The 25,294-nt window shown below is 59.5% G+C and carries 26 protein-coding genes, 1 tRNA gene and 2 riboswitches; of the genes, 16 read left to right on the top strand and 11 right to left on the bottom strand.

Annotated elements, in window-relative coordinates; translation table 11 throughout:
* Positions 1–43: 43 nt before the first annotated feature.
* Positions 44–481, bottom strand: coding sequence for a hypothetical protein (locus tag AADA15_RS15310; protein ID WP_341642427.1), 438 nt, complete (start codon positions 479–481; stop codon positions 44–46).
* Between the two features lie 512 nt (positions 482–993).
* On the opposite strand from AADA15_RS15310, the gene AADA15_RS15315 reads away from it, so the two are divergent.
* From AADA15_RS15315 to thyX, 11 genes are all read left to right on the top strand, one after another.
* Positions 994–2,178, top strand: coding sequence for a site-specific integrase (locus tag AADA15_RS15315; RefSeq protein WP_341642428.1), 1,185 nt, complete (start codon positions 994–996; stop codon positions 2,176–2,178).
* Positions 2,179–2,284: 106 nt separating this feature from the next.
* Positions 2,285–2,962 carry a hypothetical protein gene (locus AADA15_RS15320; RefSeq protein WP_341642429.1) on the top strand — a complete coding sequence of 226 codons (678 nt, stop codon included), beginning with the start codon at positions 2,285–2,287 and terminating at the stop codon, positions 2,960–2,962.
* A 106-nt stretch (positions 2,963–3,068) separates the two neighbouring features.
* Positions 3,069–3,293, top strand: a complete 225-nt coding sequence (locus AADA15_RS15325; protein WP_341642430.1) for a helix-turn-helix transcriptional regulator — start codon at positions 3,069–3,071, stop codon at positions 3,291–3,293.
* Positions 3,294–3,430: 137 nt separating this feature from the next.
* Positions 3,431–3,652 (top strand): hypothetical protein, encoded by a 222-nt coding sequence (locus AADA15_RS15330; RefSeq protein ID WP_341642431.1) that lies wholly within the window; start codon positions 3,431–3,433, stop codon positions 3,650–3,652.
* A 109-nt stretch (positions 3,653–3,761) separates the two neighbouring features.
* The gene (locus AADA15_RS15335) at positions 3,762–5,024 is read left to right on the top strand and encodes a hypothetical protein (RefSeq protein WP_341642432.1); all 1,263 of its coding nucleotides are present in this window, start codon (positions 3,762–3,764) and stop codon (positions 5,022–5,024) included.
* Positions 5,025–5,616: 592 nt separating this feature from the next.
* A complete protein-coding gene (locus AADA15_RS15340; RefSeq protein WP_341642433.1) occupies positions 5,617–5,910 on the top strand; it encodes a type II toxin-antitoxin system HigB family toxin in 294 nt (97 codons plus the stop codon).
* A 2-nt stretch (positions 5,911–5,912) separates the two neighbouring features.
* On the top strand, positions 5,913–7,142 hold the full coding sequence (locus tag AADA15_RS15345; protein WP_341642434.1) for a hypothetical protein: 1,230 nt from the start codon (positions 5,913–5,915) through the stop codon (positions 7,140–7,142).
* Positions 7,143–7,317: 175 nt separating this feature from the next.
* On the top strand, positions 7,318–7,503 hold the full coding sequence (locus tag AADA15_RS15350) for a hypothetical protein (RefSeq protein WP_341642435.1): 186 nt from the start codon (positions 7,318–7,320) through the stop codon (positions 7,501–7,503).
* Positions 7,496–7,684, top strand: a complete 189-nt coding sequence (locus AADA15_RS15355) for a hypothetical protein (RefSeq protein WP_078523518.1) — start codon at positions 7,496–7,498, stop codon at positions 7,682–7,684. The genes AADA15_RS15350 and AADA15_RS15355 overlap by 8 nt, the downstream gene beginning before the upstream one ends.
* A gap of 566 nt (positions 7,685–8,250) precedes the next feature.
* Positions 8,251–9,180 (top strand): dCTP deaminase, encoded by a 930-nt coding sequence (locus AADA15_RS15360; protein WP_341642436.1) that lies wholly within the window; start codon positions 8,251–8,253, stop codon positions 9,178–9,180.
* A gap of 39 nt (positions 9,181–9,219) precedes the next feature.
* Entirely contained in the window at positions 9,220–9,978 is a 759-nt protein-coding gene (gene thyX / locus AADA15_RS15365; RefSeq protein ID WP_341642437.1) for an FAD-dependent thymidylate synthase, read from the top strand.
* Positions 9,979–10,369: 391 nt separating this feature from the next.
* Here the strand turns inward: thyX and AADA15_RS15370 are convergent.
* Positions 10,370–10,445, bottom strand: a tRNA-Lys gene (locus AADA15_RS15370).
* A gap of 189 nt (positions 10,446–10,634) precedes the next feature.
* Here AADA15_RS15370 and dapF point away from each other — a divergent pair.
* A complete protein-coding gene (dapF, locus tag AADA15_RS15375) occupies positions 10,635–11,477 on the top strand; it encodes a diaminopimelate epimerase (RefSeq protein ID WP_341642438.1) in 843 nt (280 codons plus the stop codon).
* Positions 11,474–12,736, top strand: coding sequence for a tRNA (N(6)-L-threonylcarbamoyladenosine(37)-C(2))-methylthiotransferase MtaB (gene mtaB, locus AADA15_RS15380; protein ID WP_341642439.1), 1,263 nt, complete (start codon positions 11,474–11,476; stop codon positions 12,734–12,736). Before dapF ends, mtaB begins: the two co-directional genes overlap by 4 nt.
* Before the next feature lie 101 nt (positions 12,737–12,837).
* Here mtaB and AADA15_RS15385 read toward each other — a convergent pair whose 3' ends face one another.
* The 4 genes from AADA15_RS15385 to AADA15_RS15400 all read right to left on the bottom strand — a co-directional run bounded on the left by AADA15_RS15385 (position 12,838) and on the right by AADA15_RS15400 (position 16,369).
* Positions 12,838–13,629, bottom strand: a complete 792-nt coding sequence (locus tag AADA15_RS15385; protein WP_341642440.1) for a cytochrome c1 — start codon at positions 13,627–13,629, stop codon at positions 12,838–12,840.
* Between the two features lie 19 nt (positions 13,630–13,648).
* Complete coding sequence (petB, locus tag AADA15_RS15390; protein WP_341642441.1) at positions 13,649–14,980, bottom strand: cytochrome b; 1,332 nt, start codon at positions 14,978–14,980, stop codon at positions 13,649–13,651.
* Between the two features lie 11 nt (positions 14,981–14,991).
* Positions 14,992–15,552: a ubiquinol-cytochrome c reductase iron-sulfur subunit gene (gene petA, locus AADA15_RS15395; protein ID WP_341642442.1), complete on the bottom strand. Its 561-nt coding sequence runs from the start codon at positions 15,550–15,552 to the stop codon at positions 14,992–14,994.
* Positions 15,553–15,766: 214 nt separating this feature from the next.
* On the bottom strand, positions 15,767–16,369 hold the full coding sequence (locus AADA15_RS15400; RefSeq protein WP_341642443.1) for a glutathione S-transferase: 603 nt from the start codon (positions 16,367–16,369) through the stop codon (positions 15,767–15,769).
* Between the two features lie 119 nt (positions 16,370–16,488).
* Positions 16,489–16,748, top strand: a riboswitch (FMN riboswitch).
* 79 nt (positions 16,749–16,827) lie between these two features.
* Here AADA15_RS15400 and AADA15_RS15405 point away from each other — a divergent pair.
* Positions 16,828–17,277 (top strand): 6,7-dimethyl-8-ribityllumazine synthase, encoded by a 450-nt coding sequence (locus AADA15_RS15405; RefSeq protein ID WP_341642444.1) that lies wholly within the window; start codon positions 16,828–16,830, stop codon positions 17,275–17,277.
* 122 nt (positions 17,278–17,399) lie between these two features.
* Here AADA15_RS15405 and AADA15_RS15410 read toward each other — a convergent pair whose 3' ends face one another.
* The 3 genes from AADA15_RS15410 to thiB are packed head-to-tail and all read right to left on the bottom strand — an operon-like array spanning position 17,400 to position 20,588.
* Positions 17,400–18,092, bottom strand: coding sequence for a thiamine ABC transporter ATP-binding protein (locus tag AADA15_RS15410; RefSeq protein ID WP_341642445.1), 693 nt, complete (start codon positions 18,090–18,092; stop codon positions 17,400–17,402).
* Positions 18,079–19,635 (bottom strand): ABC transporter permease family protein, encoded by a 1,557-nt coding sequence (locus AADA15_RS15415; protein ID WP_341642446.1) that lies wholly within the window; start codon positions 19,633–19,635, stop codon positions 18,079–18,081. Before AADA15_RS15415 ends, AADA15_RS15410 begins: the two co-directional genes overlap by 14 nt.
* On the bottom strand, positions 19,611–20,588 hold the full coding sequence (thiB, locus tag AADA15_RS15420) for a thiamine ABC transporter substrate binding subunit (RefSeq protein WP_341642447.1): 978 nt from the start codon (positions 20,586–20,588) through the stop codon (positions 19,611–19,613). Before thiB ends, AADA15_RS15415 begins: the two co-directional genes overlap by 25 nt.
* 46 nt (positions 20,589–20,634) lie before the next feature.
* A riboswitch (TPP riboswitch) is annotated at positions 20,635–20,726 on the bottom strand.
* A 159-nt stretch (positions 20,727–20,885) separates the two neighbouring features.
* Between thiB and aroC the strand changes: the two genes are divergently transcribed.
* On the top strand, positions 20,886–21,989 hold the full coding sequence (gene aroC, locus AADA15_RS15425) for a chorismate synthase (RefSeq protein WP_341642448.1): 1,104 nt from the start codon (positions 20,886–20,888) through the stop codon (positions 21,987–21,989).
* 13 nt (positions 21,990–22,002) lie between these two features.
* Positions 22,003–22,947 carry an AEC family transporter gene (locus AADA15_RS15430; protein ID WP_341642449.1) on the top strand — a complete coding sequence of 315 codons (945 nt, stop codon included), beginning with the start codon at positions 22,003–22,005 and terminating at the stop codon, positions 22,945–22,947.
* 57 nt (positions 22,948–23,004) lie between these two features.
* Here AADA15_RS15430 and AADA15_RS15435 read toward each other — a convergent pair whose 3' ends face one another.
* Both AADA15_RS15435 and AADA15_RS15440 read right to left on the bottom strand, forming a co-directional pair.
* On the bottom strand, positions 23,005–23,337 hold the full coding sequence (locus tag AADA15_RS15435) for a hypothetical protein (protein ID WP_341642450.1): 333 nt from the start codon (positions 23,335–23,337) through the stop codon (positions 23,005–23,007).
* Positions 23,338–23,636: 299 nt separating this feature from the next.
* Positions 23,637–25,190, bottom strand: a complete 1,554-nt coding sequence (locus AADA15_RS15440) for a DUF427 domain-containing protein (protein ID WP_341642451.1) — start codon at positions 25,188–25,190, stop codon at positions 23,637–23,639.
* Positions 25,191–25,294 lie beyond the last annotated feature (104 nt).

The following is a 25,294-nucleotide window of genomic DNA, read 5'->3' on the forward strand; positions in this document are numbered from 1 at the left end:
CTTCTCCGTCACGCGGCGGCTGAACCGTCAGCTATGGTCCGGTTCAAACCGGAGTGGCATGGCGGTGGCCCGCATCCTTTACCGTGTCAGAGACAGCTTCCATGGTTTCCTTGTTCGCCGCAACCTCGGCCGAGGTGACGAGCTCGGCGCTGCGGGTGCAAAGATCAATCCATTCCTGCACGTCTTCGGTGATCCGTTCGGCCGACTGCATCTGCCAGTCGTGCAGGGCCTTTGCGGCTGCCGCAGGATCGGTGGTGCCGGTTTCGAACATCGCAGCCGTTGTCTGCAGCGCGGTGCGTGCCGCCGTGTGGCGCCGCTCGAACCAATGCTTGCTGAAGGTCTCAACCTCGTTCAGGAGGCGTTCCTGCATATCCCAGAACTGGTGCACTTGCGGGCCGACCAGCGGGCTGAGCGATGAAAGCGCTTGCACAGGACCTGTGGAAGCGGTGGATTTCTTCTTTGTTTGGCGGGTATTGGCCATGGGTGCACCTCTATGTTTGGTTCAAAGACAACAAGAGCCAGATCCGGCGCCAGAGACATGCTCTGGCGGGCGCCTGACCAACCTATAGCAGTCAGTCTAACCTGATTCCGCGGCCATCACATTGACCCGCGTCAATATTGCGCATGGGTTTAGTTTGTAGCCTGTTGGTTCCGCACGGATCTGAGGCAGTGCCTGCCAAGTGACCACATGAGGGCCTGGCCATCAGCCAAATATTCAACCGCGCCTTAACGGCAACCGCCTGCTTTATACCCGGCTTTTGGGAAAGTGGTGAGCCGTGCAGGATTCGAACCTGCGACCCACTGATTAAAAGAACGGCTAGAGCCATTTCTCTGCATTTCGCCAGAATTCGCCACACTTCCAAAAGCAAAGTAAAAACAATGATTTGTGTTGACTGGTGTTCCGCCGTGCCGCCATGACTAACGCCAGAATTCGCCGCCATTTGCTTCCGTATAGCTTCCGGAAGCAGGCCGTAAGTAAGGAGAGGTCTGGATATGTTCAAACTAACCAAGCGCAGTGTTGAGGGATTGGCTGCCGAAGAAAAGGACTACCTCGCTTGGGATCGGGACATGCGCGGATTTGGCATTCGTGTCTATCCATCGGGCAAAAAGACGTACTTGGTTCAGTATCGCGCTGGACGGCGCACAAGACGAATTACCATAGGACAACATGGCGTGCTGACTGCCGAGGAGGCTCGCATCCGAGCGAAGCAGCTTTTGGGCGATGTGGCGCGCGGGTCGGACCCTTCCGCCGAGAAACAGGCTAAGCGACGCGCCCCAACTGTTGCCGGTCTCTGTGACAGGTTCCTCGAAGAATATGTCGAGCAGCATTGCAAGCCGACAACCGCACGAGATTACCACAGCATTATTCGCCGGTTCATTCGGCCTCGTCTCGGGCCGCTACCGATTGCAGAGGTCACGCGAGCGGACGTGGTAGCGTTTCACCATGCGTTGCGCGACACGCCCTACCAGGCCAACCGTGCGGCGAGTATGTTGTCCAAACTTTTCAATCTGGCCGAAGATTGGGGCTTGCGTCAGGCCGGATCGAACCCGGCACGGCGCATCAAGAAGTTTCGGGAAGAGGAAAAGAAACGCTATCTCTCAGATGCCGAACAGATGCGGCTTGGCAAAGTACTCGCAGAGGCGCTGGAAGAGGGCTCAGAGTCCGTCTATGCGGTGTCAGCCATCCTCCTGCTGATTTTCACCGGATGCCGCCTCAGCGAGATTCTGACGCTCCGCTGGGACTATGTGATAAGCCACCATTTGGAGTTGCCCGACAGCAAGACAGGGCGGCGGCGTATCCCGCTCCCTAGGGAGGCTTACGACATTCTCATGGAGCTGCCCCGCGAGGCCGGAAACCCTTACGTTATTCTGGGCGAAGTGGATGGCGCACCTTTGGTCAACTTGCAGAAGCCTTGGCGACGCATCCGGTCAAAAGCCGGTTTGGATGATGTTCGTATCCACGATCTGCGGCACACCTATGCGTCGGTCGCGATGAAAGACGGAATCGATCCGTTCACGCTCAAAGAAATCATGGGGCACAAGAACCTAACGACGACCTTGCGCTACGCGCACCTAGCGGATGATGCTGTACAGCGTGCGGCGGGATCGATCGCGGCAAGGTTGGCGCGGGCAGTACGTCAGGACAAGCCAAGGACGCCTCTTAGGGTTGCTGGGTAACTTGTTGTTGTTCGACCTGCTCTTCTATTAGTTAACTCAGACGCCATAGGTCTCAGCTGGCCAATAGGCACGAGGTGGTTTGAACGATGAAAGAAGCCGACCCAAAATGACTTTGCGAGAAGAGATCGCCGCAAGGGTTTCTGATGCGTTTGTCCAAAACCTCCACCAGCTTATCGAAGCGCAGTGTGACACCAGCCAATTCAAAGACAAGTTGGTGCATTTCCTGGTCCGATACGAGCGTTACTTTGCGAGTACTCCTGCGGTAACCCGCAACGAACGGCGTGTGCAAATCTCTCGACTTCATGACAAGGCCTCAGGGTTCTTGATGGCTCTAGAAAATCTACACCCGGAAATTGTTGGCAGGATCAGCGCTCAGCTAAACGAATTGACGCATCAGGATAGGTGGGAAGGCTTCGATGTCTTTGACCTCGAGCAGAGCTTGCCGCCGGACGACGACACACCGCATGTGGCGAGGCTAGCATGTGAAAGAATTCGTCAGGCCTGTAAGCTTGAGCTAGATTTCCTCGACGCGACCAAGGGCGCCCCAAAGGGAAGCACGAACCCGTCGCTAGATCAGATTATTATTGATTTGGCAGCGCTCTACGAGATTGAGACTGGGAATTCGGCTATGTCACACTGCTATCGTGATGCGACCGTCGAAGACGAATTCAACGGAAAATTTTTCCTCATGACGAAAGTGTTTCTCGAAGAATGCGCACCCGATCTGGTGACAACCCCCATCGCTCTTGGAAAGCGCATTCATCGAGTCCTGCAAGCTAAATGACCTTCACACACCACATAGGGTTCGAGAAAAATCCTATGTGGTGTTACCGGGCGATTTGTTTACGCCGCATAAAGCCTACGACGCAACGACATGCAGCGAGGCAGATATGCAAACACAACGTGACCCCGACTACTACGACCGCCTGATCGACGAGAAAGAGGCCGCTAGCTATCTCTGCTATTCCGTGCGCGCCTTGCAGAACTGGCGTGTGCGGGGTGGTGGCCCGTTATTCATCAAGGTCTCTGGCCGGTCAGTGCGTTACACCCGGCGCGATCTGCAACAGTGGATCGCGGACAAACGCGTCGCCAACACCAGCGCCGCACCTTCCTAAACACCGAGTTTTGCCCCGCAACGGTTGGTAGCGGTTGTGGGGATTTTGGGGCCGGACGGCTCTTCCAAGGGCGTGGGGTAAACGCACCTCACGCCCTTTCTGTATCCGCTGCCAGACACACCAAAGGAGATTGTCCTATGAACAACCAACCCGCTCACAAACTCAGGCTTGGCCTGATCACTGCAACCATCTGGGCCAACGATGGGTTTTACTCCATCGACTTGGCACGCTCATACAAGAACGCAGATGGGCAATGGCAAAACACCAACAGCCTTGCGCATTCAGATCTTTTGAATGCTGCCAAATGCCTGGAACGGGCAGAAATCTGGATTGGGAGACAGATCAATGGAGGCAAATAATGCGAAAGCCGGACAGCATGTCCGGCCCCAAAACAAAAGCTACCCCGCCGGAGGCTCCCGAACGCGCGGCGAGACCCGACATTCGGATGGGCGCGCGCCCAAGAGGGGGGTGATAGTAGCACCCCCCTCTGGAAATACAGAAACCCCGGAAGACTACACCGTGTTGCACAGAGGTTTTGATACACTGGCCCTCTCTATTCAGGCGAATATTGGTCCTGAGCTTTTTGAATACCTGGAAGCGCAGAAAGCGATTGCCGAGGAGGAGCAGAAAGACGTTCTGATCACCTATGGAGGCGCTCAGTTTTTGCTCAAGCCCTATGGTGGAAAAGGCTATCGATATCTTCTGGATGGTGGCCCCGAGGGAGCAAGCTGGTCGATCAAGAAACCCAATGTCAGGGACAAGTGGGGCATCCGCCTGTCGTTCGGCTCGTTCTTCCTCTCAGTCTATGGGCTAGGAGCCGCCAAGGCGCACTGTGAACGGGTTTTGGACACGTTCGGGGTTCGATTTGGACCAGAGGATGTCAGCATCTCTCGCGCTGACTTCTGCGTCGATGTGTTGGCGAATGGCCTAACGTTGGACCCCAATAACCTGATTGCGCACAGCGCAGCACGGCGGCGAGATAATATTACCCATGAGGATGTAGCCGTGCATGGAAAGTCTGGCTGGGTGTCATCCGTCACGTCAGGCAGCATCGCAAACCGGCAAGTGATAATCTACAACAAGCGGTCTGAGGTGATTGCCCACGGCAAGAGCCACTGGTGGGATATCTGGAACCATACGTTACGTAGTGGGGTGGGCAATACGAACGCCCCCTATACGTTACGTAGTGGGTACGTCCCAGGCCCGCTTTCCCCCGAAAAAGAACGCGCAGCAAAGAACCAAGTTTGGCGGGTTGAATTCCGAGCGGGCAAAGCGCTGTTGAAAGATCGCTGGGGCATTCGCACGTGGGATCAATTCTTCAACCAGTTCGGCGATCTATGCCGCTCGTCCGGTGAGCTTGTACGTTATGCCGAACCCGACCCAACCGACAGCAACCGCGCCCGTTGGCCCAACCACCCCTTATGGGATGTGGTGTGTGCTGAGATGAATGACGATCTGGTTGAAATGCGCAGCGGTGCAGACCCCAACCCTATGAAGGAAGTACAGCGCGAAGAGCATATCGCGAGCCTTCTGAAACAGGTGACGGGCACATGTATCACGATGGCGGCGCTTGAGGGTTGGGGGCATTCGGAACTGCCAACGGCATTCAGCAGTTTTGCGGAACGGATGACTGAGGCAGCAAACGATAACCCTGAGCGCACTGCCAAGCAGTTGCAGGACGCAAAGGACCGATATGTGTTTGTTCGCAGGTTAGATGAACCGCCTACATAACGTTACCTATACGTAGGAACGACCCGGAGATCAGAATCTCCCTACGTATACGTTACGTAGGGAGCATCGGACTGATAAGCAGGCGTTCGCTGTTCAAGGCACTATTGTCAGCAATGCGCAGATAGCGACATTTGCAAAGTCGGGTGTGATCGGGCACGATTTTAGGCCCGACCGACCCAAACCTGCCGTCCGCCCTATTGTCATGATGCTGCACTGCGGCGCATGGCATAGCTGCCATTCACCAATACACTGACTGGGAGGTGGTTCAGGTAGTGCGATGAGGAACCGTAATTTGGAAACTGCGGTCCCTTCGACCTACCCGGGCAGGTGAATAACTCCGTCGTGATCCGGGGATAGGATCAACAATCAAAGAAAACGATCAAAGAAAACGATCCAGCCAAATTTTTACAAGTAATGGTGCTCAGCCTTGCCCCTAGGTTGTATTCGGCGCATTTTAGACATCGGCTTCAAAAGTGGACCAAGAAACTCCTTTCGCTGCCGAACTTGCCGCAAAGGCACGAATCTGATAGATGATCCCTATTAGGGAGCGACATACATCTTGACCGTACGGGAACGCTGGACTAGATAAACGATGAGAATCATTGCTCGACCGAAGTTGATTGCCTTTTCCAAACGCTTCCCGGACTCGAAGTCGCAGCTGGATGTATGGTGGGCAGAAGCGCATCGCACGAACTGGAAAACACCAGCTGAGGTCAAAGCGCAGTATCGCAACGCAAGCATTTTGAAGGGCGGACGAGTGGTCTTCAATATTTGTGGCAACAAATATCGACTGATTGTCAGGTTCGACTACGAGAAGGGTATTGGCTTTGTTCGGTTCCTCGGAACTCACGAGGAATATGATCAAATCGACGCGGAGGAAGTATGACTATGAATGAGCATCATATTCGGCCAATTCATTCCGAGCAGGATTACACCGCTGCACTTGCCCGTGTTGAAGCGCTGATGGACCTTGACCGCTCCAAAGCAGAAGATGATGAGCTTGATGTGCTGGCGACACTGATCGAGGTCTACGAAGATCGTCACTTTCCAATGGACGCGCCAGATCCAATCGAAGCAATCAAGTTTCGCATGCAGCAACTCAACATGAATCAGAGCGACCTGGCCCCAATCTTTGGAAGTCGCGCAAAGGCATCGGAAGTTCTGAGTGGAAAACGAAGCCTGACTCTCAAGATGATCCGGGCTTTGAATGAACATTTGGGCATTCCGGCCGATGTGCTGATACGAGATGGTGGTGCTCTGCCGACCGCTCCGGCGGGGATTGATTTTGAGCGTTTTCCTGTGATGCAAATGGCCAAACTAGGTTGGATCAAGAAAACAGCAGACATCAAGGATCGCACCGAAGAAATCGTGCAGAAGATGGTCGCGTGCGTTGGGGGGCAGCAAGCGCTGCCACAGGCTTTGTTCCGCCAAGGCGGAGGTTCACGAGCCAACGCCAAAACGGATGTTCATGCGTTGCAAGCTTGGTGCCTGCACATTCTTTGCAAAGCACGGCAAGCGGGGCTGGAAGGTGTCTATGAACAAGGAACTATCGACCTCGATTTTCTCCGTGATTTGGCCCGCTTGAGTGAATTTGACGAGGGGCCAAAGCTCGCCAAGGAAAGACTTGCCAAGCATGGCATCGCGCTTGTTGTCGCCTCTCACCTGCCAAAGACTTATTTGGATGGCGCAGCGCTTTGGACAGTGGATAGTGTTCCAGTTGTGGGCATGACGATCCGGTATGATCGTCTGGATAATTTCTGGTTCTGCTTACTTCATGAACTGGCCCACTTGGGGCGGCACTTCAACAATGGAGACGGGGAGGTCTTCATTGACGATCTGCAACTTCGTGAGCGGAACCATGAACGAGATGATATCCGCGAACAGGAAGCTGACAAGTGGGCGCAAGAAGCACTCATTCCCTCCGAGCTGTGGGACGGCCATCCAGTGCGTTCTAACCCCAGTGTGCAGAACGTTATTTCCCTTTCGCGGCAAGCAAAGGTTCATCCTGCCATCGTCGCAGGCCGCATACGCCACGAGAAGCAGAACTACAGGCTGCTTTCGCAGTTCGTTGGCGCGAAACAGGTTCGTCCATTGCTGATGGAGGATTCAATCTGCTGAGTTTAGCGGGGGCGCCCGGCAAGGCGTCCCCGCTTTCACAACACGTCGAAAGGATACAGGCGCACCCTCTTCGTCGTGGCTCCGGAGACCGAAGCGCTCTTGTGGTGGTAAGCAAGGGATAGACGGTTCGGGACTCCAGGGCAAATGTTTTAACAAGCGCCAAGGAGTACGCCGGATGGCTACTATCAAAACTCTGACGCCTGAGCAGGTGTCGATCATCAAGGCTCGCCTTGCGAAGGGCGATTTTCAGCATCGGATCGCTGCCGACTTTGATCTCAATCAGGGGCGCATCAGCGAAATCGCGACCGGAAAGCGCTTTGCAAATGTCCCTCCTGCAGCACAGGAGGCGTCTCATGTCTGACAAGCTTCTCAAGCCAGGTCAAAAAGCGCCACGTTCTGGACAGTATGAAATCACCGGCCCGCGTGGGGGTGGAACCGGAGTTGAACGCACGGTCACACGCAATGAACCTCTTCCGCCGCCAGAGCAGAAGGGTCAGAAGTATCGTCTGGTGGACCCAACAAAACACCGGCGCAAAAATTGAAGTGCCCAATCCAGTACGCGGCTCGGATGAACCGAGCCGCGTTTCCCGCTTTGAGATAACGCAGGAGAAACCCCCTCAATATCTTTAGAAAAAGTCTGGTCGAAGTTCGGCTGAGCGGACCTGTCGCGAAACCGTCTTTAGCCTGCCTCTGAAACATAATCCCCAAAGGCCATCATAAATTGTCCGCTCCTGCCGAGGCCTACCGTCCGAGTCGCGTTCGCAGCGAAAGCCAGCTCTCCGCCCGACCTTTTAGCCGGGCCATCTGATGCACGTGCTGAACCAATGTCGTGTTTGGGCTACAAATTCGGCTGACCGGTGGCCGAGTTGCACGTATCCGGGCGCCTAGGTCGACTGGGAGCAGATAGAGACCTTTGCAAAGTCGGGAGCGTCGTCAGGGTTGAAGACACGCCCGGCCCGGAGCGGATCTCCGGAGCGGCTTGTGCCAATCACCGATGTTTTGACATTCCAAGGTCTTACCAAGGAGGGCAGTAGTACTTCTTAGTTGAACGCACTTGTCATATGTCGGAACCTGTATCGAATGGGATCTAGTTTGACGGAGAACCTCAGTGGCTGGCAAAATCCTCGGCGATACGGAGATTCGAAAGGCGATCAAGGATGGGCTGCTGGAAGTCTCGGAACTTGACGTTGACGGGGTTGATTTGCGCAGTGCAGACTGTCGAATTCAACCGAGCTCTCTAGATCTGACGGTCGGTCAAATTTTTGATCCACCGAAAGACATGCATGGCCTCGACAACCTTGAACGTTGGCCGCAACCGCTTATGGGGCTGCGCTTGCTCCCGGGCCACAGCGCCATTGTTGAAACGCAACAAACGCTCAAATTGTCCAATCAGATTTCTGCATTCGGTTTCCCTCCCGCGCACCTCGCGCGGAAGGCTCTCCTTATGACGAATCCTGGACACATCGACCCTGGCTACGAAGGCAAGCTCACCTTCACTGTCATTAATCTCGGTCGCGAGACAATCTATCTTGATCGCAGCGACATCATCGTCACCCTATTGCTTTTCCGTCTTGAAGGTGAAGGTGCGAAACACGGCTATGCGGACCGGCGAGCCGACCAACCAAAAAAGACAGAAGAAGGTCGTCGGAAAAGCAGGTCCAGGTTGTTGAACACGCTTGCTCCAGATTTTGGCGATTTCACACAACGCATGGAGATCGCTGCAGAAAAGGCGGTCAATAGAACTCTAGCCAGAGAAGAAATGAAAAAATACTGGGTTTCGGCCGCAGCTGTGGCCGTTGCGGCGATTGTGTCCGCTGGTATCGGGTTTTTCAAAGACACCCGAACGATGGACAAGTTGTACACATTCAATGCCAGCAATCAGGTGTCGGTGGGAGAGCTTGGTGACCGATTGTCCAGGCTCGAAGCCGAGGCAAAAAACAGGGAAGCAATCCAGGGCCTTGAAACAATTGCGCTGGAAGTCGAAGAACTTCGAAGGATATTGGAAGATCTTCGTGCAGATACGGAACAGCTCAGGTAGGGACAACTTCAAGCCGCAATGACAGTGAGACTTAAGACCATGGCACTCCCAGAAATCTACGTGCTATCGCGCCCCAGGTTCGAAAGCGCTGAGCTGCAAAGGTTCCTCAACGACAGAGGGCTTGCATGGGTTGCAAGTCCGGACGCTGCGGACGGCGAGCATCTGGTCGAAGTCTGTGGCCGGATTTGCTATATGTCCTTTTCGGCCGACACCTCGAAGGTGCGCCACCCAAACAGCTCTTATATCGAAAATTTGGTGAGAAAAGGTCACGAAAGCGTTTTGGAGCACGCCAATTGGACGTTCATCCTGGACGGTGTTAGCCGCGCCTTTACTCATCAATTAGTGCGTCACCGCATCGGCTTTTCTTTCAGCCAGCTTTCCCAGCAGTACCACGACGAAAGCGAGGCGCGTGTCCTGCCGCCTGAGGGGCTTGAGGGTGAAGCGAAAGAAATCTGGGAAGCTGCCACATCAAAAGCGATTGGAGCTTACCGCAGGATTGTGGAGTTGACCGAAACGAATGAGGCAGCAAATCCAGAACGTAAACGTCGTCTGCGATCTGAAGCCAGAAGCCTTCTACCAAATGCGGTGGAAACTGTGATTGCTATAACTGCGAACGCTCGCTCGATTCGGCATTTTCTCAAGTTGCGCGGAGCGATTATCGGTGATATCGAGATGCGCCGAGTGAGCGCCGCAATCTATCATATGGTCGTCGGCGATGCTCGCGCGCTTTTTTCCGATTTCGAGGTCATTGAGCATAGCGACGGATACCCATTAGTCCGTCAACGTCTCGATCCCTGAGCATGGCTCCATGCTCGAAGAAGGTATCCAACCGACTTCGATAGATATCACCCTCCGGCTTCCTGCGTTGGCTGTTTGCTAGTGCCACGACCTACCACGGCGGCTACAATTATATCTCTTAAGGCCTATAGGCGTTGCTACTGGGGGTATCGGGATGTGCGTTTGTCGCCTCGCACAAGGGAGAACCCAAGCGATGCAGGCGCAGACTGAAAGTTTAGTTTGGGCTGTTGGCCGTCAACATGCATGTCTGCGACTTCAAGTGTTAGGCCTGTGACGGGAAAACCACGGGCCAATCTTGGTCACAGTGCTTCCGTATTGCTTCCGGAAGTTAGAGGCGCGAAAGCCGCGTCAGGTGACGCGGCTCGCAACATCTTGATATTCAAGAAAAAAGTGGTGAGCCGTGCAGGATTCGAACCTGCGACCCACTGATTAAAAGTCAGTTGCTCTACCAACTGAGCTAACGGCCCACTTCCTTTGTGCGGTCTAAGCGAAAACATCCCGAAGGATCAAGCGCTTATTTCGCGTCGGTCCGGCGTGGCTTGGTGTTCCATGCTGTCCCGATAGGCGGCGTATCTAGGGGGAGTAGCGCGGGGGGTCAACCCCCTTTTTTCAAGTTTATCCGCGCAAGGCTGGATTCATTTCCACGCCGGGTCTATATGCCCGCCATGAGCACATCAGATCATACCGGATTCCCCTTCATGAAGATGCACGGGCTGGGCAACGACTTTGTCGTTGTCGACGCACGCGTGCAGGATATCGCGATCACCCCCGCGCGTGCGAAGGGAATCGCCCATCGCCAGTTCGGGGTGGGATTCGATCAGCTCGCCGTGATTTCAAACGGTGTCGGGGATGCGCATCTGACATTTTACAACGCTGATGGCTCCACCTCGGCGGCCTGTGGCAATGCCACCCGTTGCATCGCCCGTCACCTGATGGGGGAAACCGGCAAGGGCGCGCTACACCTGACCACGGATCGCGGCGATCTATACGCGCGGGACGCGGGCGAGGGGCTGACCTCGGTCAATATGGGGCAGCCGCAGCTGGACTGGCAGGAAATCCCGCTGGCCGAAGAAATGGACACGCTGGAGCTGCCCATTGAGGGCGGCCCCACCGCGACTGGGATGGGCAATCCCCATTGCACGTTCTTTGTCGAGGATGCCGATCTGATCCCGCTTGCGGAGTTCGGCCCGCGCTATGAACATCACCCGCTCTACCCTGAGCGCACCAACGTGCAGGTGGCCCATATCGTAGGCCCCGATCACATCCGCATGCGGGTGTGGGAGCGCGGCGTGGGGGTCACGCTGGCGTCTGGCTCTTCCTCCTGCGCCACGGCCGTCGCAGCGGCGCGCAGGGGCCTCACAGGGCGCCGGGTGCGTATCGATCTGGACGGCGGCACCCTCTGGATCGACTGGCGCGAGGATGGCGTCTGGATGACCGGTCCGACCATGCATGTGTTCAGCGGCACCTTCACCGCAGATTTTCTGGAGTCGCTGGGATGACAGCGCCAAAATTCACCACGCTGGGCTGCCGCCTGAACGCCTATGAGACCGAGGCGATGAAGGAGCTGTCGCGCGCCGCAGGGCTGGAAAACGCCGTGGTGGTGAACACCTGCGCGGTGACGGCCGAGGCGGTGCGCAAGGCCCGCCAGGAGATCCGCCGCCTGCGCCGGGAAAACCCCGATGCGCCGATTATCGTCACCGGCTGCGCCGCCCAGACCGAGCCGGAGACCTTTGCCGCCATGGAAGAGGTCACCCGCGTCATCGGCAATACCGAGAAGATGCAGCCCGGTACCTGGGCTGAGATCGCCAAGGGGCCGGATTTCATCGGAGAGACGGAAAAGGTGCAGGTCGACGATATCATGTCTGTGACCGAAACCGCCGGCCATCTGATTGATGGGTTCGGAACTCGCTCCCGCGCCTATGTGCAGGTCCAGAACGGCTGCGATCACCGCTGCACCTTCTGCATCATTCCCTATGGCCGGGGCAATTCCCGCTCGGTGCCTGCGGGCGTGGTAGTGGACCAGATCAAGCGGCTTGTGGACCGGGGCTATAACGAGGTCGTGCTGACGGGCGTTGATCTCACCTCATGGGGCGCCGACCTGCCTGCGCAGCCGAAACTGGGCGATCTGGTGATGCGGATTCTGAAGCTGGTGCCGGATCTGCCGCGCCTGCGGATTTCATCCATCGATTCGATCGAGGTGGACGAGAACCTGATGCAGGCCATCGCCACCGAGCCACGCCTGATGCCGCATCTGCACCTGTCCTTGCAGCATGGCGACGACATGATCCTCAAACGGATGGCGCGGCGTCATCTGCGCGATGATGCCATCCGCTTTGCCGAGGAGGCGCGCAAACTGCGCCCCGAGATGACCTTTGGCGCCGATATCATCGCCGGTTTCCCGACCGAGAGTGAGGCGCATTTCGAGAACTCGCTGAAGCTGGTGACCGACTGCGACCTGACCTGGCTGCATGTCTTTCCCTACTCAAAACGCGAGGGCACGCCTGCGGCGAAGATCCCGAAACAGGTCGATGGCAAGACCATCAAGGAGCGCGCCGCCCGCCTGCGCGCCGCAGGCGATGCCCAGGTGCAGAAACATCTGGCCGCGCAGGTGGGGCAGACCCACCGCATCCTGATGGAAAACCCTCACATGGGCCGGACAGAGCAGTTTACCGAGGTGATCTTCGAGACGCCTCAGGAGGAAGGGCAGATCGTGACGGCAGTCATCACCGGCGCAAGGGGTGCTCAGCTGACGGCCTGACGTGTGCTGGTGTTCCGAGCGGCTTGAACGTGACATCACCTCTCAAAAGAAAACCCCCGCCAATGGCGGGGGTTCCTGTTTCTGCATCAGGGGCAGACCGATCAGGAGGTCTTCTTGCCCTTGTGCGGTGCCCAGAGGCGCTTGTTGGTGAGGTACAGCAGCACCGACAGCACGGTCAGGATCAGCACGCCGACGAAACCGGCGGTCTGGCGGGCCATCATCTTGGGCTCTGCGGTCCACATCAGGAAGGCCGCGACGTCTGCCGACATGCTTTTGACGTCATTGGCATGACCATCCGCGAATTCGACCTGCTCGTCGGACAGCGGCGGTGCCATCGAGATCCAGCCGCCGGGGAAGGCGGTGTTCTCGTAGAAGATGGTGCCCGCCTCTTCCTTTTCCTCACCGGTGTAGCCGTCCAGCAGGGAGGCGATGTACTCGGCGCCGCCCATGCCCTTGAACAGCTGGTTCATGCCCGACCCATAGGGGCCGTGGAAACCGGCACGCGCCTTGGCCATCAGGCTGAGGTCAGGGGCGTTGGCTGCCGTGTTTTCAGGGAAGTGATCGACGGGTTTCGCTGGGCGGAAATCGTCCAGCTCTTCGTCGAAAACCTGAAAGTTTTCGGCCGCATAGGCACGCACCTGATCCTCGGGCAGGCCGGGGCCGCCTTCGTCGGAAAGGGTGCGCAGCGGCACAAACTTGAGGCCGTGACAGGCCGCGCAGACCTCGGTGTAGATTTGAAGGCCGCGCTGCAGCTGGTTCTGGTCATAGGTGCCAAAGGGGCCTTCGAAAGAGAACTGGAAGTCCTCCACGTGCCCCGCTCCGCCTGCCGCAAAACCTGCGGCAGGGGTGAGCGCCAGAGCGAAGGCGGCACCGGTTGCGAGTTTCTTCAACATGGGTAGCAGTCCTTCTAGCTTACTCGGCAGGAGTGGCTTCACCGGATTTCTTGCCATAGTGGGCGTCGAAATCCTCTTCGATGGTTTCCGGCATTGCGTCCGGCTTCTCGATCACACCCAGCAGCGGCAGGATCACCAGGAAGTAGGCGAACCAGTAGGCCGATGCGACCAGGGAGTACATGTCGTAGGGGTACTCTGCCGGCATCGCCCCCAGCCACATGAGGGCAAAGAAGTCGATGACCAGAAGGTAGAACCACCATTTGAACATCGGACGGTAGCGACCCGAACGCACGCGGCTGGTGTCCAGCCAGGGCGCCAGGGCCATCACCGCGATGGCACCGAACATGGCCAGCACGCCGAAGAACTTCGCGTCGATGATGCCGCCGGTCACGAAGGAGGCGATCTGAACCACCCAGACGTCAGCGGTAAAGGCACGCAGGATCGCGTAGAAGGGCAGGAAGTACCATTCGGGCACGATGTGTGCGGGCGTCGCCAGCGGGTTGGCTTCGATGTAGTTGTCGGGGTGACCCAGGTAGTTCGGCATGAAGCCGACAATCGCCCAGAAGATCACCAGCACGATGGCCAGACCCAGGAAGTCCTTGATCACGAAGTAGGGCCAGAAGGGCAGGGTGTCTTTCTTGGCTTCTTCCTTCGAACCACGACGCACTTCAACACCGGTGGGGTTGTTGTTGCCAGTGGTGTGGAAGGCCCAGATGTGAACGATCACAAGCGCGGCGATCACGAAGGGCAGCAGGTAGTGCAGCGAGAAGAAGCGGTTCAGCGTGGCGTTGTCCACTGCCGGTCCGCCCAGCAGCCAGGTCTGGATCGGCTCCCCGATGAAGGGAATGGCGCCGAACAGGCCGGTGATCACGGTCGCACCCCAGAAGGACATCTGACCCCAGGGCAGAACGTAGCCCATGAAGGCGGTGCCCATCATGCAGAGGTAGATCAGCATGCCGATGATCCAGGTGATCTCGCGCGGGGCCTTGTAGGAACCATAGAACAGGCCGCGGAAGATGTGGATGTAGACGGCAACGAAGAACAGCGATGCGCCGTTCGCGTGCAGATAGCGGATCATGTAGCCGCCATTGACGTTGCGCATGATGTGCTCAACCGAGGCAAAGGCGAGATCCACATGGGGGGTGTAATGCATCACCAGAACGATGCCGGTGATGATTTGCAGGGCAAGGCAGAAGGCCAGAACGATGCCCCAGATCCACCACCAGTTCAGGTTCTTGGGGGTGGGGATCATGATGGTGTCGTAGATCAGACCGACGATCGGCAGACGGCTGTGGAGCCACTTTTCGCCGCCAGTCTTCGGTTCGTAATGGTCGTGCGGAATACCGGACATGTTGCGTCTCCTTATCCCAGCTTGATTGTGGTTTCGTCGACGAACTCGGCGACCGGTACGTGCAGGTTCTGCGGTGCGGGACCTTTGCGGATCCGCCCGGCAGTGTCGTAGTGCGACCCGTGGCAGGGGCAGAACCAGCCGTTGAACTCACCGGCACCGTCGCCCAGAGGCACACAGCCGAGGTGGGTACAGACACCCATCATCACCAGCCATTCGCCGGCGTCGTCCATGGTGCGGTTCTCGTCCGATGCATCGGTGCCCGGCTTGTTGGGGTTTTCCGAGGCGGGATCGATCAGATCGCTCAGCGCAACCGCGCGGGCTTCGTCGATTTCGGCCTGGGTCCGGCGACGGATGAATACCGGCTTGCCGAGGAACATCACGGAAATCTGGGTTCCCACTTCAACGCCACTGATATCGACCAGGATCGAGGACAGCGCCTTGACGTCGGCAGATGGGTTCATCTGATTGACGAGGGGCCATACTGCGGCACCCGCGGTGACTGCCCCGGCGCCGGCAGTGGCGTAGTAGAGGAAATCTCTCCGGGTTCCTTCGTTGTCTTCTGCGTGGGACACGAGGTTTTCTCCAATTCCAGCGCCCGTTTAGGGCAAACATGCGCATGCACTGCCAGAAATCCGCAGTGCCTCATCGCGGGTATCTAGCGGGGAGAAGCCCTTTCGTCCAGCCGTCATATACGCGCACCGGGCCTGCCCGGGCAGTTTCTTTTGACAGACTGTCACAAAAACCACTTGTGAAACGATTGGTTGGTCAACTGACCAGGTGGTGACGTCAACTCGCGGGGGGCTTTGTTTCCTGCATGGAGGGGCGCGATTCGAAGGACGCGAACCATTCTGCCAGGGCTTCGTTGCCGTGGCGCCAGTTTGACGTGGGATGACGGAAATCGAGATAGGCCAGAGCGCAGCCTACGGCGATTTGTCCCATGTCCAAGGGCCCTTTCAGGTGCGCCATCCAGCGATCATTGAGCGCCGAGCAGGCGCCGAGCACCTTGCCCAGTTGCGCGTCCAGCCAGGGTTCGAAGATCATGTTCTCGGGGCGCAGGCGACGCTCGTAGGTCATCAGGACGGCCGCCTCCATGATTCCGTCTGCGGTGGCCTCCAGCACCTTGGTATCCCAGGAACGGCCATAAAGATTGCTGCCCGCACGATGGTCCAGATAGGCGCAGATCACCCGGCTGTCATACAGGGTCGGACCGTTGCCGCGCGACAGGGCGGGGATCTTGGCCAGAGGGTTGCTGGTCTTGAGATCCTGATCGGGGCTCAGGGCCGTGGTCTGTACGTCAATGATGTCGACATCGTCGAGCTGGTCGGTTTCGTGCAGCACCACCATGACCTTGCGAACGAATGGCGAGGCCGCCGAGAAATAGAGCTTCATGATGTTTCTCCCCTGGTTTTCGGGCAGCCTACAGCCTGCCGCGACAAAGAAAAGAGGGCGCCTGCCTTTGCGCCCTGGTCAAGGCCTCTTGAAACTTGATACGGCCCTTGGCAAGGTCGCTTCGTTCTCAGGGCGGGGCGGAATTCCCCACCGGCGGTATGCGGGGCATCGACCCCGAAAGCCCGCGAGCGGCTTTCCGGGTCACGCACCCACAGCCAATGAGACGAAGATCGGCCCCGATGCCGTGGACAAACGCGTTCACAGCCCGAAAAGTGGGACTCGGTTTTCGGATCAAGCTGTGGAGCAGACAGGAAAGTGTCTAGCAGATCTGGTGAGAGGCCAGAGCCGACGGTTAAAGTCCGGATGGAAGAGAACGTGCGACAGGGCCTGCCATGGTGGCGGGTCTCCTGCCGTTCGTTATCGCCTTGGGTGACGTGTCGAACCTAAAGGAGATACCCATGACACACACCCGATATGCATTCATCAAGGCCAACTGGCACGCCGATATCGTCGATCGCGCGCTGGAGGGGTTTCAGGAATTGATCCCGGCCGATCAGATCGATGTCTTTGACGTGCCCGGCGCCTTTGAAATGCCGCTAATGGCTCAGGAACTGGCCAAGACGGGGCAATACGCCGCCGTGGCCTGTGCTGCGCTGGTGGTGGATGGCGGCATCTATCGCCATGACTTTGTCGCCCAGGCTGTAGTGGACGGGCTGATGCGCGCAGGGATGGACACCGGGGTGCCGGTGCTGTCCGTCTCGCTGACGCCGCATCACTTCCAGGAGACCGATCATCACATGGCAATCTACCGCGACCATTTCGTGCAAAAGGGCCGCGAGGCCGCCCAGGCCGCGCTGATGATCACCAGGACGCGGGCACAGGCAAAGGGATTGGCGCAGGCTGCGTAAACCTTTCTGTGTGTGACCAACAGCCTGCCGCTTCAGCGGCAGGCACGCGTCCGCCCGCCCCCACGGCGGGCGCGTTCCGCTCCCACCTCGGTCGGACGCTGAACTGCACTTCCGAAAACAAACTACCCCAGATAGGCCTTCAAGGCAGGCGGCGGGTTGTTCAAAAGCTCTGCCGTGTCTTGTGGCGCATGGGCTGTGCCCTCGGCCACCAATACCACCTGATCGGCGATGCGGCGGGCATCGCTCGGATCATGGCTCACCATCAACAGCGTTGCGCCGCTCTCCTGCGCCAGCTCGGCGACCAGATCCAGCATTTCGGCCTTCAAGGCAGGCCCCAGCGCCGCAAAGGGTTCATCCAGCAGAAGAATATCCCGCGCCTGCACCAGCACCCGCGCCAGTGCGACACGGCTTTGCTGCCCGCCAGACAGGGCAGCGGGCTTGCGCGACTCCATCCCCTCAAGGCCGACGCGGGTAAGCGCCTCTTGCACTCGGGCGTGTTCGGCATCCGTCAGCCGCAGGTTCGGCTTCACACCAAGACCCACATTCTGCGCTGCTGTCAGGTGGGGAAACAGGTTGCCGTCCTGAAACAGCATCGCCACCGGGCGTTTTCCGGGCAGGTGGTTGGTCAGATCCGCACCCTCCCAAATGACACGGCCAGCAACGAGAGGGAGAAAGCCTGCAATCGCCTCGATCAAGGTGGATTTCCCCGCGCCCGAGGGGCCGATCACCGCCACCTGCGCGCCACGCGGGATCTCCAGATCCGCCGTCAGGGTAAAACCGCCGTTGTCGATACGGATGCGATCAAGCTTCAGCATGCCAGCGGCCTCCTCGGTCCAGGATCCAGAATGCCGCCATCGACAGCACCAAAAGGAGCAGCGCCGCCCCGGCCGCCGCCTGCATCTGATAGGCGCCCATCAGGCGATAGACCTGCAAGGGCAAGGTGGCGACTTCGGGGTCGGCAAAAAGGGCGATGACCCCAAGATCTCCCATCGACAGCGCCGCGGCAAGCCCTGCGGCAAAGCCGATCTGCGCCCGCAGGCGTGGCAGCACCACATGGCGCAGGAAGGGCCAGCCGCGCATATCAAGCGTCAGCGCCAGTTTGCGATGCCGCTGAACCACGTCTCGGCAGGCGGGCACCAGTATGCGCAGGGCAAAGGGCAGCGCCATCACCGCATTGACCAGCGCCGTCACCGGCAGCGCCAGCGCAAATGGGCTGGCCACGGGGTAGATCAGGATGAACAGCCCTGTCCCGATCACAAGGGGCGAGGCGGCAAGACCCAAGAGCCCCGCGATCTCCATGGGCAAAGGCCGACCAAGGGCAGCCGCCAGCGCCATCGGCAGCGCCAGCGCCAGCAGGATCAGGGTGCTCGCCCCCGCCACAAGGACCGAGGCCAAGGCCGCCTGCCAGACCGAAGCAGGCAGGGACAGAACACCGGGCAAGCCAGACAGAACCACCGCCAGCAAAGGCAGCAATAGGAACAGGCCTGCAAAGACAATCCAAAAGGCATCAAGGCCCCGCGCCATTGCGCTGCGCCCGTCCCAGCGGCGCAGCATCCGGTCAAGGCCGGTGCCGAACCCCTCACCCACCGGCGCGCGCAGGGCCAGCGTTGCCGCCAGAGCGGTCAGCACCAGTTGCAGCCCCGACAAAAGCGCCGCGCGCCCGAGGTCGAAATCGAAGCTGAAGGCTTGGAATATCGCCAGCTCGATGGTGGTGGCGCTGGGGCCTCCGCCGAGGGTCAGCGCCACGGCGAAACTCGACAGGCAGATCGCAAAGACAACCGCCAGCGCGCCCGGTACGACGCGGGCCAGCATCGGCGCTTCCAGAAGCTGCCACATGGCGCGCGGCCCTGCATCCAGCTGCGCGGCAAGGCGAAAGCGTTCGGCTGGGATCTCTTGCCAGCCCTGCAGGATCAGCCGGGTGGCCAGCGGCAGGTTGAAGAACACATGCGCCAGCACCACGCCATGCAGCCCGTAGATGCTGAGCGGCTCCAGCCCGAACAGCGCCAGCGCATCGCTGACCCAACCCGCACGGCCAAAGACCGCCAGAAGGCCAAGGATGGCCACGATCACAGGCAGGATGAAGGGCGCACCCAGAAGGGCGATCAGCATAGACCGGCCTTTAAAGCGCCGCCGCGCCAGCGCGCGGGCAACGGGGACTGCCAGTGTGACGCTGAACAGGGCAGACAGGCTCGCCTGTACCAGGGTGAACCGCACGGCCGCCCAGTCGGCGGAACTCAGGCCCCGCCCGGCTTCGGCCCGCAGGGCAACTGCCGCCAGCGTGCCAAGGATCAGCGCCGCCACAAGGGCAGCGGCGCCATATCCCGCAGCCGGGCTTAGCGGCTGAGCGCGCCGCGCCATTCGTCCAGCGCCGCGTCACGCACCGCCGCAGCCTCATCCGCAGGCAGCAGCAGCGATTTCTCCGGGGTGATCAGGGTCTCGAACCCCTTGGGCAGACCGCCTGCCGGGGTCACCGCCGGATACATCCAGTTGGTGGTGGGAATGATCGACTGGAAGGCATCCGAAACCATGAACTGCAGGAACTGATCGGCCAGCTCGGGCTGATCACTTGCGGCCAGCTTTCCGGCAACCTCGACCTGCATATAGTGCCCTTCGGCGAACGACGCGGCCGCCTTGCCGGCGTCTTCCTCGGCGATCAGGTGATAGGCGGGGGAGGTGGTGTAGGAGAGCACCATGTCCGCCTCGCCCTCAAGGAACATGCCGTAAGCTTCGGACCAGCCCTTGGTGACGGTGACGATATTGTCAGACAGACCTTCCCAGATCGCGGGGGCTTCATCGCCATAGGCGGCCTTTACCCACATCAGAAGGCCCAACCCTGGGGTGGAGGAGCGCGGATCCTGGATCACGATCTTGGTGTCGCTTGCGGCCAGCGACTTGAAATCACCCGGAACATCGGCGTCTGCGTTGTGGACAAAGGCAAAATAGCCCCAGTCATAAGGAACGAATGTGTCGTCACCCCAGGCGATGGGCAAGTCGTAGTCAGCGGTGACGGAATGCGCGGCAAACAGCCCGCTGTCCTTTGCGGCGGCGGTGAGGTTGGTATCCAGCCCCAGCACCACATCGGCATCCGAGCGCGCGCCTTCCAGTTTGACGCGCGCCAGCAGCGCGGCGCCATCGCCCGCGCCGACCAGTTTCAGGTCGCAGCCGCAGACCTCTTCAAACGCGGCCTCAACCGCCGGGCCGGGGCCCCAGTCGGAGACAAAGCTGTCGTAGGTGTAAACGGTCAATTCGGGCGTCTCGGCAAATGCCGCCGATGCGCCCAGCAGTCCCGCTGCAAAAACAGAATACTTCATGGCATCCTCCTTTGCGGCGACGGGCAAGGGGAGGGCCTGACGTGCGGGGCTGCTCCAAAACCTTCCCTCCGCCGGTATGAGCCGGTTCAGGTTCAACGGGTGTACTCTCAGCGCCGCAGCGCACCCCGAGGTGAGCCGCAAACTAGGCTGCGTGCAGCGGAAAGACAAGGAAGAGCGGAATGTTTCGCGCGCGAAACAGGTGACCGGGGCCTTGCCGCACCGTGCGCAGCAGGCGCAATTGCACTTGAGCCATGCCCGCCCCGCCGCTAAGCACGTTTCGCAAAGGAGACCGCCCCCATGTCGATGAACAGCTTTGGCCATCTTTTCCGCGTCACCACCTGGGGTGAAAGCCACGGTCCCGCGCTGGGCGCCACCGTCGATGGTTGCCCGCCGAACGTGCCGATTGAACCGGAAATGCTGCAGCAGTGGCTCGACAAGCGGCGCCCCGGGCAGAACAAGAACATGACCCAGCGCAACGAACCCGATGCGGTCAGGATCCTGTCGGGTGTGTTCGAGGGCAAATCCACCGGCACGCCGATCCAGCTGATGATCGAGAACACCGACCAGCGGTCCAAGGACTACGGCGATATCGCCCAGACCTTTCGCCCCGGTCATGCGGATATCACCTACTACCAGAAATACGGCAATCGCGATTATCGCGGCGGCGGGCGTTCCTCGGCGCGGGAAACCGCAGCGCGGGTGGCTGCGGGCGGTGTTGCCCGCGAGGCGATCAAAGCGCTGGTGCCGGGGCTGGAAATCAAGGGCTACATGGTCGCCATGGGCGAGATGGAGATCGACCGCGAGCGGTTTGATTGGGACGCCATCGATCAGAATGACTTCTGGATCCCCGATGCGGGTGCGGTTCAGGACTGGGAAGACTACTTGCAGGCCCTGCGCAAGGCGCATGATTCCGTCGGCGCGGTGATCGAGGTTGTCGCGCGCGGCGTGCCCGCAGGCATTGGCGCGCCTGTCTATGGCAAGCTGGACACCGATCTGGCGGCGGCGATGATGTCGATCAATGCGGTCAAAGGCGTCGAGATTGGCGAGGGTATGAATGCCGCGCGTCTGAAAGGGTCTGAAAACGCCGATGAGATCTTCATGGGCAACGATGGCCAGCCGGTCTATTCCAGCAATCACGCAGGCGGGATTTTGGGCGGTATTTCCACGGGTCAGGATGTGGTGGTGCGCTTTGCGGTCAAACCGACCTCCTCGATCCTGACGCCGCGCCAGTCGATCCGCAAGGATGGCTCTCCGGCCGAGGTGATCACCAAGGGGCGCCACGATCCCTGCGTCGGTATTCGCGCCGTGCCGGTGGCCGAAGCGATGATGGCTTGCGTTATCCTCGATCACCTGCTTCTGCATCGTGGACAGATCGGCGAAAATCAGGGTGTGATCGGCTAAGAGGGTCTGTCCCATGGGCGCGATCCTTGCCATCACATTTCCGATCTATGCGGCGCTGGGCCTTGGCTATCTCATCGTCTGGAAGGGCTGGTTTGCCCCCGAGGACATGCGCCGGTTCGGATCCTATGTTCTGAACATCGCCCTGCCTGCGCTGATCTTTTCCGCTGTGGCCGCACGTAGCCCGGCGGAGGTGTTTCAGCCGGGATATGTGCTGATCTATGCCCTTGGCGGGCTGATGACCATTCTTGTGGCCTATGGGCTGTTCACCCTTCGTGGCGTCGATCCGCGCCGTCGGGCGCTGGGAGTGATGGGATCGACCTGTCCCAACAACGGCTTTGTCGGTTATCCGATCATGCTGTTGGTCTTTCCCGACCTTGCGGGGGTGATCCTGGCGCTGAACCTTCTGGTCGAGAACCTGATCCTGATCCCCGCCTGTCTTTTGCTGATGGAGCTTGCGGCCAGCGCTCCCGGTCAGAGGTTGCTGCCAAAGCTGCGCGGTATCCTGTGGAACATGGCGAAGATGCCGATGTTGATCGCGCTGGCGCTGGGTCTGGTGGTGTCCGCCAGCGGGCTTTCGCTGCCGGGGCCGTTTTTGCGGTTCGTGGATATGCTGGCAGCCTCGGCCGGGGCCTTGTCGCTGGTGGTGATCGGTGGCTCGCTGGTGGGTCTGCCGATGCACGGCAACCGCAGCCTCGCGGCGCAGATCGCAGCTGGCAAGCTGCTCTTGCACCCGGCGCTGGTGGCGGGGGGTGCGGCGGTTCTGCTTGGCGCGGGGCTGGTGACGCTACAGCCCGAGCTGCACAGCGCGGTGATCCTGTCGGCGGCGATGCCGATGTTCGGGATCTACACGGTGCTGGCCCAGCGGCAGGGGGTGGAGGGGGCTGCGAGCCTCGCCATGCTGACCGCCACCAGCCTAGCCTTTGTGACGCTGACCGCGCTGTTGTGGCTGCTGGTCTGACACGGTCGAAATGATGCAGCATGCTTGGCGCTGGCGTGCCACTCGTGTCTCTTTGGATCAGAAAGAGTTGCGGCGCAGGTAGCGAATAAGGCCGATCAGAACCAACCCGATCGGCACCCAGAAAATGGCACCCGCCAGCAAGAACCAACTCATCCATAAAAGGCTGTGGAGCAATCCACCGATGTCGGCGCCCAAGACGGTGCAGGCTTCGGGCCCCTTTGCCAGGGTCTTGCAACCGGTCAGGGTGGCAATCTGAACGACTGCAAAGCCAACAGCCCACAGCAAGGCTGGCCAGGTGAGGATCAGGACAGAAAGCCAGCCGGGGAGCTCGTCCGGGTCTGGGTCCGAAGGGGAGGGCCTATCTGGAGATGGGTCTGGGGGGCGTGTCATGAAGAATGAGCCAATAAGAACATGGGAATGACCAAATCACAGCCAAGGCAGGACAACAATGGTGGGGTGCTCCCGCGCCCGCAGGGGGTCGGCTGCGCCAACTCCCTTTTGTGCGGCCTTGGGCCGGGCGCTGCCCTTCGGGCAGCGAAGAAGGATCTGCTGAGAGGTCCGCTGAGGGGCAGATCTGCCCTCAGGCGGACCCTGTCGATGGTCATGCCCGCTGGTGACGCCTCAAGGGTGAACCGCGCTGTCGCGCGGCCGCGATGCGGCCCTTGACCCCTCACCAGCGCGCGTCAGGATCAGGCCGCCCTGATCGCGTAGCTGTTCACCGGGCGGGAGACTCCGTGCAGCTCGACCTCGCCCAGCGGGATGGCGGTGGAGGGATCCTTCAGAACATCGGCGCTGACCACGATCTGATGGCCGAGCGATTTGCCGTATTCACCAAGCCGCGCCGCCACATTGGCGGCCTGGCCGATCACGGTGAAATCGAGCCTCTCCTGCGATCCGACGTTTCCATAGGTCACGGACCCATAGGCGATCCCCGTGGAGCAGTGGAGTGTCTCGAGGCCGGTCTCCTCCGCAAGGGCGGGCAGGGCGTCGACGATGGCGCGGGCCGATGTCAGCGCCTGCTTGCGGGCGCGGAAGCTCTTGTGCGGATCGGCCGGAAAGACCGCCAGCACAGCGTCGCCGATGAATTTCAACACCTCGCCGCCATTGTCGTGCACGATGGTCGAAACGGTTTCGAAGAACCCGTTCAAGAGCTGGATATAGGCGCGGCGACCCAGCTCCTCTTCCAGCCGGGTGGAGTTGCGCAGATCGCAGAACATGATGGCGGCGTCGATCTCATCCCCGTCGCCGCGGCGGATCTCACCGCCCAGAACGCGGGCACCGGAACGTTTTCCGACGTAGGTTTCCAGCAGCGACTGCGCGTTCTCGCGCTGCATGAAGACCTCATAGTAGCGGGCAATCACGGCAGAGCATTCGAAGATCAGGCCGAGGTTGGCGGTGGTGAAGCCGTCGGGATGATCGCTTGCGACGGTCATGACGTTGATGCGCCCGTCAGAGAAGGGAAGCGGCATGGCGACATAGTCGGTCGCGCCTTCCTCGCGCAGATCCTGCAGGATCGGGAAGGCGTCATCCGGCAGATCCCGGTGCAGCCGGTGGCGCACGCCACCCAGCCCCTGCGAGACATGGCGCAGGGGGCTGCTTTGATATTCGGGTGAGCTGAGAATGTCATAGCTGGGTGCGAGGACGGTGATATCGTCGGTGCTTTGTTTCCAGACGTAGTTTTTCCCTGCGATCATCGGGTGCAGGGACCAGGACAGGACCGACAGGCGGGTCAGATGCACGCCCTGTTCGCGCAGTTTTTGCGCCAGCGCCCTGGTGAAGTCCTCGGGCGTTGGCAGCATCGCCGCCTCCCGCAGGAGCCAGTCGATCAGCGGGCCCGAGATATTGCCGTGATCGGGCGGGGTGATCTCATTGTCACCAAGGTCGATGTGGGTTTTCTCATCGCAGACAAAGCCCACATGGCCCGCGATCCCGGCGGCCTCAGGCAGCGTCTGCTCGTAGATCCAGACGGCGTTATCCACGCGCCCGTCCTGCAGCTTGAGGTCATGGTAGCAGGCGGTGCCCTTGAAGGGACAGAAGGTCTGCAGGCCCACGTGGTCCGACAGAGGGACTTGGATGGCCTCGCGCGGGAAATAGACCGAGGGCGGCAGGCGGGTTTCATACATCACCTTCGCGGCCGTGGTTTCCGCGAGAAGCACGCCATTGCGATAGACGCGCACCGGACCGCTCAGCGGTTCGACAAGGATACCATAGCCCCCGGTGGGTGGTGCAACATGAACATTCATTTGGGAAACGACCTCTTCGGGACGGCAGGCCGCCAATATGGACCCGAAACGCGCGGTTTTCCAGAGGTCGCGGCAGGCGCTCTCGCACAGGTGATGTGCAGGGC

The sequence above is a fragment of the Phycobacter sedimenti genome (genome assembly GCF_038148855.1).
Classification (GTDB): Bacteria; Pseudomonadota; Alphaproteobacteria; order Rhodobacterales; family Rhodobacteraceae; genus Phycobacter; species Phycobacter sedimenti.